The organism is Tepidimonas taiwanensis (genome assembly GCF_020162115.1).
Lineage (GTDB): Bacteria > Pseudomonadota > Gammaproteobacteria > Burkholderiales > Burkholderiaceae_C > Tepidimonas > Tepidimonas taiwanensis.
The window spans coordinates 786,331-798,329 of sequence record NZ_CP083911.1 but is presented as its reverse complement, the minus strand read 5'-3'; the positions used below and the strand labels follow the sequence as shown (position 1 = coordinate 798,329).

Genomic DNA, 11,999 nt, shown 5'->3' with positions numbered 1-11,999 from the left:
GCCCCTCAAAGCCCCAATTGTCCCTGCACGCCGACCATACCGGCGTCGCCCGCCGCCTGTTCGATGGCGCTCCAGGCCGTGACGAGCTCGTTGTAAGCGCGTGCATCCTCGGCCCAGCCCTGGCGTTCGCACAGGGTGTAGAGGCGGTAGGTGAGCGCGCGCATGGCTTCCGCGCGCGTTGGCATGCGCGCGAGCAGGCGGCCGGCGGCCGATTCCCCCTCGGTGTTGAGCGCGCGGATCAGGTGGTGCAGCGCCTCCCAGATCGGCGTGCGGGTGTCGGTTTCCGGCGACCAGTCGGCGGGCAGCTCGCGCCACTTCAAAAGACGCACGCTGCCGCGAGCCGCTTCCACCACCCCGGCGGCCACCAACGCATCCACCGCCGTGCCCTTGGCGCGGGCCAGCACGTCGGCCTCGCCGTACTTGCCCGCGCTCCAGCCGTGCTGCTCGAACCAGTGCAGGCAAAACTGCGTGTCGGCGTCGAAGTCGTCTTCGGCGAGATACCGGTTGATGAGCTGCAAGGCGGTCTTCACGCGCATGGGCGTGCCGTCGGCCTCGAGCACCGCGGCGTACTGGCTGAAGATCGCCATGCCGGGGCCGATGATGGCCTGGGAGAGATCCACCGGCGCCACCGGCGAGTGCACGCCGCCGCGGGTCATCTCGTCGAGCGCCTCGGGCAGCACGGCATTGAGTTCGCGCAGAAACTCGCGGCGCGAGACGGTGGGCGCGTCGGCGGGGCGTTGGCGGCAGACCAGCACGATGCTGGAGGCCAGGGCGTTGGTGCCGATGCCAATCGAGCGCGCACCGCGTTCCGTGCGCATCGGCCAGGTGCCGGTGATGGCGAAGCCCGCGTCGAGCACCGCCTGCAAAAAGGTCTCCCAGCCGGTGCTGGCGGTGCCTTCTTCACTCTCGGTTTCGCTTTGCTTGAAGGCGTAGTAGATGGTCACCGGAAAGGCCGGGTGCGCCTGCTCGGCCAAGTTTTTGAGCGCTCGGCGCATGCCGTCGAGAAAGAAGGCTTCGGCCTTTTCTCGGCTGCCGTGGCGGTATGGGGTGGCGACCAGTTCCTCGGCCTTGGGCACGGCCAGCGTGGCGAACAGGTCCGGGAAGACGGGCCGGAGCGATCGGCGCAGCCAGACGTAGAAGAAGTCGGACAGGTCGGCGTAGCCGATATTGTCGTAGTAGGGCGGGTCAGTGGAAACGACCTTTCCTGCGGAAATTGATTGAGCGGCTGCATCGGCTTGCGCACTTACGCCAGATCCAGAGACGGGAAAGCCATCCATTGCCTTCGCAGCCCATTCGATTCCGCCCATCCAATTACCGCTTGTGTTTCCGAACGGCGGTGCCTCGGCGTAGTCCCAAGTCATAGGCAGGGCTTGACGCGCGAAAGTGCCGCGGATGAATCCATCCGCAGGCGTCGCAATCACCGACCAGTAGTTAGCCGCATAGTCCACTGCAAACGCCAAATACACCCCCACCGCCTGGGCGTAGGCGGTAGCGCCGGTGCCGCCGGCGTCCAGGCCCACGCCGTCGTCGGGCATGCCCGCGGCCAGCGCGTCTTGGCGGCAGCGCTCGATCGCCTCGCCCACCAGATCGGAAAAGGTGGTCAGCGCCACCAACTGGCGGGGGGTGAAGAGGTCGCTGAAACGTCCGAGCCCGTAGTTCGGCGTCTTGAAATCGCGCGGATTGACGGGAAGCGCGTGGTCCGGCCTCCACGTCGGCTCGGCCTGGCGGGCGATGGCTTCGTGTTCGGGGATCGGCGGCAGGTAGATGCGCCCGCGCGGGCCTTCGGCGACGATGGCCATCAGCCGTGCGCCCATGCGCCCCGCCTGTCCCTCGCTGCGGATGTATTTGTAGTCGATGGGCGAGCCCGAGAGCAGGCAGTAGAACCCGCCGCGCTTGCCCGCCGCCGTGCCCGCCTTGGCCGCCTCGGTGGGTTTGCCGATCCTCACGGTGAAGCGGTAGCGGTCGCCCTCCACCACCGGCTCCACATAGGCCTCCTTGCCGGCCTTGCTCGAGAGCACGAAGGTGGAGGCGAGCGGCACCTCCACGTGGCTGAAGGCCGGGTTGGGGCTTTTGACCGTGCGCGCCCACAGCCAGGCGATGACGGTGAGCTTTTGCCCCACGAGCGGCTGCAGGTCCGGCCGCTCGGCGGCGAGTTCGGCGGTGATGGTCACGGTCGGGTACAGGTGCCCGATGCGCTTTTCGGCTTCAGCGCGCATCCACACGCCGTAGCGGCGCACGTCTTCGGCCAGCCCGCGCGCGCCGCGCCAGTCCTCGTGCAGCCGGGCCTGCCGCTCACCCGGCGGCAGCGGCCCCACCGGCGCGCGGCCGGCAAAGCGCGGCGGGATTTCGATCATCGCCTTGTTGATGGTCACCGCGACGGGGTTCAGGTCCGAGGCGTAGCTCTCCAGCCCCAGGCGCTGGGCTTCGAGCGGCAGCGCGCCGCCGCCGGCAAAGGGGTCGTGGAAGGCGGGGAGTTTGTCGGGGTCGAACAGTTCGGCCGCCTGCGGGTGGTTTTTGTTGAGGGCGCAGGTTTCGCGCCAGCTCTTCCAGATTTCCGCGCGGGCGCGCTCGAGCACTTCTTCGTTGTTGGTGTTTTCCCACTGGACCAGCTCTTCGATGAGCTTGAACAGACGCTCGCGTTCCAGCGCGGCCTTTTCCTTGTTCACCCCGCGGCCGAGGTGGCGCTCATAGCCCGGGTCGTTGACCATTTGGGCAAAGATCACCGCGCGCGCCGCGGCCAAGGGACGGCGCGCCCACCACAGGTGCAGCGTGGAGGGGTGGCCGTGGCGGATGGATTTTTCGCGCGCCGCTGCCGTGTTGATGGCGTCGAGCGGCAGCGCCACTTCGATGAGTTTTTTGGGGGTTTTGATCGGGGTCATGTGTTTTCTGTTTTGCTTTCAGCGCCAGCTCGCGGGGCGGGTGAGCACGTAGCCGTCGGGCTTGGTGAGGTGTTCGGGCAGTTGACTGGCGCGCAGTTTGTTCTCGCTGATGGCCAGGTGGCCGTGAGCGCTTTGCTTGAGGGCTTTGGAGTGTCGATGCGGCGGAAAGGCGACGATGACCCGCTTGGTCGGGAAGCGCTCACGCACGCGGCGAATGGGCGTCGTCAGGTCGCTGTCGCCGGAGACAACGAGAGCCGTGTCGAAGGCATCATCAAAGGCATCGCTGAGAAGCTGGATCGCGATGTTCACATCCGTCATTTTTTCTTCGTAATCCGGCCAAGTGGCATGGCACGCGCGGCAATGGCGCGTTTTCTCGAGATAGTGACCGAATTGACACTGCACGCCGTGCAATGCCAGGGCCTCCAGATAGATGTGCTGCCTTTTCTGGTCGGCCGTGTTGTGGCCGTTGTCGCGGATGCGCGCAGTGAAGTAGTGTGTCGCCACCAAGTGCTGGCCCGGCTTGAGCAACGAACGCGCCAGCGCAGCCACGTCGAGCCAGTAGTAACGCTTGTAACGGGCCTGCTTCAACCCAAAATAGAGGTTGAAACCGTCGATATAGGCGGCAACGCGGTTCACAGACAACCCTCCAGCCGGTTGCCATACGGCTTGATAGTGGTATAATTAATCGCACTAACCCCCCCGGAGATAGCATCTCCGGCCCGACGCCCCGCAAGGGGCGTTTCTCTTTGTGGGGTTGCTTCTAGCCCCGCCAAGGTGAGCAGCCTTGGCCCGACGCCCTCCCCGTGAGGGCGTTTCTCTTTCTGGGCACGAACCGGGCTCACAGCGACGCCTCCGGCGCGACGGCCTTGGCCAGCAACTGGCCCAAGTCGAGGTTGATGCTGGTGACCGCCCAGTCGGGCTCTTGGGTGAAGGGCTGTCGCACATAGAAGGGGCCCTCGTACCGCTCACCGTCCACGAGCACGACGGCCAGCAGAAACTTGTCGGCCTGGTTGAGGGCGTAGAGGATTTCGTTGCGCGTCACCGTGATGGTGGTCTGGCCCTTGGCGCGGCCTTTGACCTCGATGTGGCGCGAGGGCGGCAGCCGCCCGTCGCGGGCCGGGGGCAGGCTGGTGACGTCCCAGCCGCACTTTTGCGTCGAGACGTCGATCACCTCATGCCCCAGGGCCCGTTCGGCCTCGATGACCGCCTGCATGGCGATGCGCTCGATGCGGCTGCGCGCATCGGCATCGGCCGACCAGCCGGGCTGGCCTTTGCGCTGCAGCAACAGGCCCGCCGGAATCACGAGCGCGCCACCCAGCACGACCGGTGTGGCCGACACCACGTGGCGCATGGCCAAGAGCTCCTTCTCGCGCGTCTCGCGGCGGGCGGTCAGGTCGTCGATGGTGCGGCGCACGTTTTCCAGCGTCAGGCGCACGTCCTTGCCGGCAGCGATGTCGTCCTGCAGCTTGATGTAGCGGTCGGACCAGAAGTTGATCTCCTTGACCAGCCGTTCGTGCACGGCGGCGAGGGTCTTGTCCACCATCGCTTCGCGGCGGGTGCGCACCTCGTCGAAGTGCTCGGGCACGAGGTGCGTGGAGGCGTGCGCGAGCGCCACCCGCTCCAGATCCTGGGTGATCCAGGGGGCGGCGAGCACATCCTCGATCAGCGCCCTGTCGGCCGGTGTCAGCGGCTCCAGGTCGAGGTGCGGGGCCCAGCCGGCGTTGATGGCGTTGCCCTGCGGGTCGATCTCGACGAACTGCATGCGGCGCGAGACGATGCGTGTCGGGTCCGCGCCTTCCTTGACGGCGTGGTCAATGATGAAGCACACCCGCGGCGTCAGGCCCATGTCGGCGGGGTTCACCAGCACCGCGCCTTGCTTGAGCTTGTTGCGGTGGGCCTCCAGCACCAGGTCGGTCACCGACTGCATCAGCGGATGGCCGGGGTGCAGCAGGCTCGCCATCGGTGCGCCGACGCGATCCATCAGGCGCACGTGTTGCTTCTCGAAGCAGACGCGCTCGTAGCGGCGCAGAACTGGCTCGGTATACCGCCGGTCGCGGCCGGTGATTTGCCGGTCGCGCTCGCGGATGATCGCCGGAACGTGGGTGATTTCGTAGCGCCCGGGCTCACGCGGGCGCAGCTCGCCGCCGAGTCGCTGGAAGGCCTGGCTGAAGAACGAGCGGATGAAGTAGGGCTGCAGCTTGCGGGCCTCGGCTTTTTCCATCTCCTCCTTCACGGCAAAGAGGCGCTTTTCGTCCATCACCTCTTCGCACAGCGCGTTGCGCTGCAGGATCTCCCGCAGGTGCTGGGTGTCGAGCGCGCCCTCGACCTTGCGCAGCAGGCGGGCGCGGACCTCGGGATCGGCGCCGTAGCGGATGGCCTCGATCAGCAGGTCTTTGAGGGGCTTGTCCTCGAAGACTTCGCCCAGGATGTCGAACACACGGCCGCCCAGCGCCTTGCGCTCCACCTCCAGCTTGTCGAACAGGCGCTGGAAAACGTCGCCTTCGCGCGTTTCGGCCGCCACCATGTTCCACAGGTGGCAAACCTCGGTCTGTCCGATGCGGTGGATGCGGCCGAAGCGCTGCTCGATGCGGTTGGGGTTCCAGGGCAGGTCGTAGTTGACCATCAGGTTGGCGTTTTGCAGGTTCACGCCTTCGCCGGCCGCGTCGGTGGCGATGAGCACGCGCACCGCGGGGTCGTTGCGGAACAGCTCCTGCACCTTGCGGCGCTCTTCGCGCTTGATGCCGCCGTGGATCATGACCACGGCATCCATGCTGCCGATCAGTCCACGAATCTTCTCGGCCAGGTAGTTGAGCGTGTCGCGGTGCTCGGTGAAGATGATGAGCTTGCGCTGCCGCCCCTCGGCGTCGCGCATTTCCGGCGTGTCTTGCAGCAGGCGGGAGAGTTCGTCCCACTTGCGGTCCTGACCCGAATGCACCACCTGCCGGGCCTGCTCCTCCAGGCTCTCGAGGATCAGGATTTCGGCTTCGAGCTCCTGGATCGTCTGCGCGGCGGTGGCCTGGTCGACGAGGGTTTGCTCGAAGTTTTCGTAGTCATCGGGGGAGAGCGCGTCGGCCGACTCCCAGATGTCATCAGGCACGCCGTTGGTGCCGGGGCCCGCCAGCGTTTCGGCCAGGGCCTTGCCGCGCTGGCCCAGCTTTTCTTCCTCGACACGGCGCTTGAGCTTGTTGCGCCGGCGCTTGAGCGACTGGTAGATGGCCTCGGGGCTGGAGGCGAGTCGGCGCTGTAGTGCCGTCAGCGCAAAGCCCACGGTGCCTTTGCGGCCGCTGTCGGCGAGCTGGTCGGCCTTGTTGAACTGCTCCTTGACGTAGTCGGTGACGGCCGCGTACAGGGCGGCTTCGAGGTCGGAGAGTTTGTAGTTGACGGTGTAGGCCCGGCGCTCAGGGAACAGCGGGGTGCCGTCGAACTTGAGCAGCTCCTCCTTGACCATGCGCCGCATGAGGTCGGAGACGTCGACCTTGTGCGCGCCGTCGCGGAACTTGCCGTAGAAGCGATCGGCGTCCAAGAGCGACAGGAAGAGCTGGAAGTCCTCCTCTTTGCCGTTGTGCGGCGTGGCCGTCATCAACAGGAAGTGCCGGGTGATCGACCCGAGCAGCTCGCCGAGCTGAAAGCGCTTGGTCTTGTTGACTTTGTTGCCAAAGTAGCTGGCCGAGAGTTTGTGCGCTTCGTCGACGACCACCAGGTCCCAGCGCGACAGGCGCAGCTTTTCTTGCAGGTCGTCGGCGCGGGCCAGTTGATCGACACGGGCGACCAGCAAGTCGTGGTCGTCGAAGGGGTTGCCACTGCGCGACTGCTCGACCTGCTCGCGCGAAAACAGCGTGAACGACAGGCCGAACTTCTCGTACATTTCGTCCTGCCACTGCTCGACCAGGCTGCCGGGCGCGACGATGAGCACGCGCTTGGCGTCGGCGCGCATCAGCAGCTCGCGGATGTAGAGCCCCGCCATGATGGTCTTGCCAGCGCCGGGATCGTCGGCCAGCACGAAGCGCAACGGCTGGCGCGGCAGCATCGATTCGTAGACCGCGGTGATCTGGTGCGGCAGCGGCTCCACGTTCGACGTGTGCACCGCCATCATCGGATCGAACAGGTGGGCGAGATGGATGCGGTAAGCCTCTGTGGCGAGCTTGAACGCCTCGCCCGGTGCATCGAAGGCCCAGGGACGACCGGCCTCGGCGAGCGACAGCCGGGCCTCGTCGCTGCGGAACAGCATCCGCTCGCGCAGCGTGCCGTCGGCGGTCTTGTAGTAGACGGTCAGGGCGTCGTCGCCGACCGGCTCGGTCGTGACGATGCGCACGACCTGCCCGGGCTCCAGCCCCGAGATGCTCGCGTTCTTTTGGATTTGTTCGAGCTTCAGCACGAAAACCGTCTCCCTCGATGGTCCGCTCTGTTCTGTCTGGTCGCGATTTCATGACCGCGTTCGAGTGTAGCGCGCCACAACGAAAAAGCCGCCCAGGGGGCGGCTCGATGGAAGTGAACCCAATTACCGGGACACGTGGGCTCAGGCTCAGACAGACGGCGACCGAGCGGTCAGTGGCCCGCACACAACCGCGCCCGCGCCTCGGCGTACTCGCGCTTGAGGCGCGCGACCACCTCGGCCGCCGGGCGCACGGCGTCGACTACGCCGATGCCCTGCCCGCAGCCCCAGATGTCCTTCCACGCCTTGGCGCCGGCCGACGCGAAGTTCATCTTGCTCGGGTCGCTCTCGGGCAGGTTGTCCGGGTCCAGCCCTGCCGCGCGGATCGAGGGCTTGAGGTAATTGCCGTGCACGCCGGTGAACAGGTTGGTGTAGACGATGTCGTCCGAGTTGCACTCGACGATGCACTGCTTGTACGCGTCGCTGGCGCGCGCCTCGTGCGTGGCGATGAAGAGCGAGCCGATGTAGGCGAAGTCCGCCCCCATCGCCTGGGCGGCGAGCACCGCGGCGCCGGTGGCCATCGATCCGGAGAGCGCCAGCGGACCATCGAACCACTGGCGGATTTCCTGGATCAGCGCGAACGGGCTCTTGGTGCCCGCATGCCCCCCGGCCCCGGCGGCCACGGCGATCAGGCCGTCGGCCCCCTTTTCGATGGCCTTGTGCGCGAAGGTGTTGTTGATGATGTCGTGCAGCACGACACCGCCCCAGCCGTGCACGGCCTGGTTGACGTCCTCGCGCGCGCCCAGGCTGGTGATGATGATGGGCACCTTGTACTTTTCGCACAGGGCCATGTCGTGCTCGAGCCGGTCGTTGCTCTTGTGCACGATCTGGTTGATGGCAAAGGGCGCGGCGGGCTGATCCGGGTGTGCGCGGTTGTGGGCGTCGAGCGCCTCGGTAATTTCGGCCAGCCATTCGTCGAGCTGCGACGCGGGACGCGCGTTGAGCGCGGGCATCGCGCCGACGATGCCGGCCTTGCACTGCTCGATGACGAGCTTGGGGTTGCTGATGATGAACAGCGGCGAGCCGATCACGGGAAACGGCACACGCTGCAGGATTGCGGGCAAACGGGACATCGGGCGGGTCTCCTCAATAAGCATCCAGGGGCATCTCGGCGACCGCGGCGTGGCCACCGATGATGCTGTCGCGCCAACCCGCGCAGCGGGTCAGGATGTGGTCGGCGTAGAAGCGGGCGGTCGCGATCTTGGCCCGCATGAACGCGGCATCGCGCCCGGCGGCCAATTCGCGCTCGGCGGCGAGCAGCGCGCGCGCCATCTGCCAGCCGGCCATCAGGTTGCCCGCGAGCATCAGGTACGGGACGCTGCCGGCGTACGCGGCCACCGGGTTGGCCTTGCCCTGCGCGACGATGAAGTCCACCACCTGCTCGTACGCCTCGCGCGCGGCCTGCAGGCGCGCCTGCACCGCGCGGGCGGCCTCCGACCCGCTGGCGGAGAGCGCCGCTTCGGTCGCGCGGATCTGCGCGGCCACCGCCCGGGCCGTCGCGCCGCCGTCGCGCACGGTCTTGCGGCCCACCAGGTCGTTGGCCTGGATCGCGGTGGTGCCCTCGTAGATGGTCAGGATCTTGGCGTCGCGGTAGTACTGCGCCGCGCCCGTTTCCTCGACGAAGCCCATGCCACCGTGCACCTGCACGCCCAGGCTCGTGACCTCGTGGCTGATTTCGGTGCTGTAGCCCTTGACCAGCGGCACCATGAACTCGTAGAAGGCCTGGTTCTGGCGGCGCACCTCGGCGTCCGGGTGGTGGTGCGCGGCGTCGTACGCCGCCGCGGCAACGGTCGCCATCGCGCGGCAGCCTTCGGTGAGCGCGCGCATCGTCAGCAGCATGCGCCGCACGTCCGGGTGGTGGATGATGGGGGCGGCTCCGGCAACGCTGCCATCGACCGGGCGGCTTTGCACGCGGTCGCGCGCGTACTGCACGGCCTTCTGGTAGGCGCGTTCGGACAGCGCGATGCCCTGCAGCCCGACCGCGTAGCGCGCCGCGTTCATCATGATGAACATGTACTCGAGGCCGCGGTTTTCCTCACCGACAAGGTAGCCGATCGCGCCACCCGCATCCCCGTACTGCAGCACGCAGGTGGGGCTGGCCTTGATGCCGAGCTTGTGCTCGATGCTCACACAGCGCACGTCGTTGCGCGCGCCGAGGCTGCCGTCCGGGTTGACGAGGAACTTGGGCACGATGAAGAGGCTGATGCCCTTGACCCCTTCCGGCGCGCCGGTCACGCGCGCGAGCACGAGGTGCACGATGTTCTCGGCCATGTCGTGCTCGCCGTAGGTGATGAAGATCTTGGTGCCGAAGATCTTGTAGGTGCCGTCGGGCTGCGGCTCGGCGCGCGTGCGCACCAGCGACAGGTCGGAGCCCGCCTGCGGTTCGGTCAGGTTCATCGTGCCGGTCCAGCGGCCCTCGATCATCGGCGGGATGTACAGGCGCTTTTGCTTGTCGCTGCCCGCAGTCAGCAGCGCCTCGATGGCCCCGTCGGTCAGCAGCGGGCACAGCGCAAAGCTGAGGTTGGCCGCGTTGAGGATTTCGGTGCAGGCCGCGCCGATCGTCTTGGGCAGCCCCTGCCCGCCAAAGTCGGTGGGGTGTTGCAGGCCCTGCCAGCCGCCCTGGGCGTACTGGCGGAACGCCTCGGCAAAGCCGGGGGTCGTGCGCACCTCGCCGTCCTGCCACCAGGACGGGTTTTTGTCGCCCTCCCAGTTCAACGGCGCGATGACTTCTTCGTTCAGGCGCGCGCACTCCTCCAGCACGGCCTGTGCGGTTTCCAGGTTGGCTTCTTCAAAGCCGGGGATCTGCGCGATCTGGTCCAGCTGCGCCAGGTGCTCCATCGCAAAGAGCATGTCCTTGACGGGGGCCTTGAAGCTCATGGGATTCTCCTTGGGGCAAAAAAAGGGCATCGCGGTGGATGCCCTGGGGTACGGTGGCGATCAGAGCGCCTTGACCAGTTCCGGCACCGCCTGGAAGAGGTCGGCCTCCAACCCGTAGTCCGCGACGCTGAAGATCGGCGCCTCGGGGTCTTTGTTGATCGCAACGATGACCTTGGAGTCCTTCATCCCAGCCAGGTGCTGGATGGCCCCGCTGATGCCCACGGCCACGTAGAGCTGCGGCGCGACGATCTTGCCGGTCTGGCCGACCTGCCAGTCGTTGGGGGCGTAGCCGGCGTCCACGGCGGCGCGGCTCGCGCCGATGGCCGCGCCCAGCTTGTCCGCCAGCGGTGTGATGACGGCGTTGAACTGCTCGGCGCTGCCCAGCGCACGGCCGCCGGAGACGATGATCTTGGCCGCCGTCAGCTCGGGCCGGTCGCTCTTGGCCAGCTCGCTCTTGACGAAGGCACTCTTGCCGCTGTCGGCCACGGCGGGGATCGACTCGACCGGCGCGGCCCCGCCGCTGCCCGCCGCGTCGAACGCGGTGGTGCGCACGGTGATGACGTGCTGCGCATCGCCGCTTTGCACGGTGGCGATGGCGTTGCCTGCGTAGATCGGGCGCTCGAACGTGTGCGCGTCCACCACGGCGGTGATGTCGCTCAGCTGCGCGACGTCGAGCTTGGCGGCCACGCGCGGCGCGACGTTGCGGCCGCTGGCCGTGGCCGGGAAGAGGATGTGGCTGTAGCCCGACGCGATCGCGAGCACCTGCGCCGCGACGTTTTCCGCGAGGCCGTGCGCCAGCGCGGGGCCGTCCGCGTGCAGCACCTTGGCCACCCCGGCGATCTGCGCCGCGGCCTGCGCCGCACCGCCCGCCTCGTGCCCGGCCACCAGCACGTGGATGTCGCCGGCACCGGCGGCCTGGAGCTTGAGTGCCGCGCCCACGGTGTTGAGCGTCGCCCCCTTGAGGGTGGCGTTGTCGTGTTCGGCAATGACGAGAATGGTCATGGCAGCGCGTCCTTTCCTCAGATGACCTTGGCTTCGTTCTTGAGCTTGTCCACCAGCGTGGCGACGTCCGGCACCTTGATGCCGGCGCTGCGCTTGGGCGGCTCGGCCACTTTCAGGGTCTTGAGGCGCGGCGTGACGTCCACCCCCAGATCGGCCGGCTTGACGGTGTCGAGCGGCTTCTTCTTCGCCTTCATGATGTTGGGCAGCGTCACGTAGCGCGGCTCGTTCAGCCGCAGGTCGGTCGTGACGATGGCCGGCAGCGTGAGCTTGAGGGTTTCCAGCCCGCCATCGACTTCGCGCGTGACTTCGACCGCGTCACCCTGCACCTCGACCTTGGACGCAAAGGTCGCCTGCGGCCAGTCGAGCAGCGCGGCGAGCATCTGACCCGTCTGGTTGGCGTCGTCGTCGATCGCCTGCTTGCCGAGGATGACGAGGCTGGGGTTTTCCTTCTCGACCAGCGCCTTGAGCAGCTTGGCCACGGCCAGCGGCTGCAGCTCCTCGTCGGTCTCGACCAGGATCGCGCGGTCCGCCCCGATCGCCATCGCGGTGCGCAGCGTCTCCTGGCACTGGGTGACCCCGCAGGAGACGGCCACGACCTCGGTGGCAACGCCTTTTTCCTTCAGGCGCACGGCCTCTTCGACGGCGATTTCGTCGAAGGGGTTCATGCTCATCTTGACGTTGGCGATGTCGACGCCGCTGCCGTCGGCCTTGACCCGGACCTTGACGTTGTAGTCGACCACGCGCTTGACGGGGACGAGAATCTTCATGCTGGCTCCTGTGGGTGGTGAGGCGGTGACGCTGACCTTCCG

The 11,999-nt window shown here is 67.1% G+C and carries 7 protein-coding genes; all 7 read right to left on the bottom strand.

Going from position 1 to position 11,999, the window contains the following annotated elements; translation table 11 throughout:
• Positions 1-5: 5 nt before the first annotated feature.
• A complete protein-coding gene (locus tag LCC91_RS03710; protein WP_143897925.1) occupies positions 6-2,879 on the bottom strand; it encodes a DUF1156 domain-containing protein in 2,874 nt (957 codons plus the stop codon).
• 18 nt (positions 2,880-2,897) lie between these two features.
• A complete protein-coding gene (locus LCC91_RS03705) occupies positions 2,898-3,515 on the bottom strand; it encodes an NYN domain-containing protein (RefSeq protein WP_043699923.1) in 618 nt (205 codons plus the stop codon).
• A gap of 202 nt (positions 3,516-3,717) precedes the next feature.
• Entirely contained in the window at positions 3,718-7,254 is a 3,537-nt protein-coding gene (locus tag LCC91_RS03700; protein ID WP_143897927.1) for a helicase-related protein, read from the bottom strand.
• A gap of 170 nt (positions 7,255-7,424) precedes the next feature.
• A complete protein-coding gene (locus tag LCC91_RS03695; RefSeq protein WP_043699919.1) occupies positions 7,425-8,384 on the bottom strand; it encodes an NAD(P)H-dependent flavin oxidoreductase in 960 nt (319 codons plus the stop codon).
• Between the two features lie 13 nt (positions 8,385-8,397).
• Positions 8,398-10,188: an acyl-CoA dehydrogenase gene (locus LCC91_RS03690; protein ID WP_043699917.1), complete on the bottom strand. Its 1,791-nt coding sequence runs from the start codon at positions 10,186-10,188 to the stop codon at positions 8,398-8,400.
• A 60-nt stretch (positions 10,189-10,248) separates the two neighbouring features.
• Positions 10,249-11,190: an electron transfer flavoprotein subunit alpha/FixB family protein gene (locus LCC91_RS03685; RefSeq protein ID WP_043699915.1), complete on the bottom strand. Its 942-nt coding sequence runs from the start codon at positions 11,188-11,190 to the stop codon at positions 10,249-10,251.
• Positions 11,191-11,207: 17 nt separating this feature from the next.
• Positions 11,208-11,957: an electron transfer flavoprotein subunit beta/FixA family protein gene (locus LCC91_RS03680; protein ID WP_043699912.1), complete on the bottom strand. Its 750-nt coding sequence runs from the start codon at positions 11,955-11,957 to the stop codon at positions 11,208-11,210.
• Positions 11,958-11,999 lie beyond the last annotated feature (42 nt).